Annotated in this window: 1 protein-coding gene; it reads left to right on the forward strand. The window is 60.5% G+C overall.

Going from position 1 to position 294, the window contains the following annotated elements:
* Window positions 1–180 precede the first annotated feature (180 nt).
* On the forward strand, window positions 181–294 hold a 114-nt coding region (locus tag KJQ96_RS39040), incomplete at its 3' end, for an FAD-dependent monooxygenase (RefSeq protein WP_213291225.1).

Consider the following 294-nt stretch of genomic DNA (forward strand, 5'->3'; position numbering starts at 1 on the left):
GGGTCGCCCGGTCGAGCCGGGCGATGACAGGTGAATGCGTGTCGGCGTTCTCGCGGCGCATTGCGCCTGTTCAGCAAATTGGATTTTCTGCGGAGCGGTTTTCGCACCGCATTTGGCTTTGCCGGTCCGGAACAACGTGATTGACTTGCCTCGCCGACAAATCGGCGACAGGAGCGAGCGATGAAAGTACGTTGCTGCATTGTCGGCGGCGGACCGGCCGGAATGATGCTCGGATATCTGCTGGGCCGCGCCGGGATCGATGTCGTGGTACTGGAGAAGCACGCCGATTTCTTT

The sequence above is a fragment of the Bradyrhizobium sp. sGM-13 genome, assembly GCF_018398875.1.
Lineage (GTDB): Bacteria > Pseudomonadota > Alphaproteobacteria > Rhizobiales > Xanthobacteraceae > Bradyrhizobium.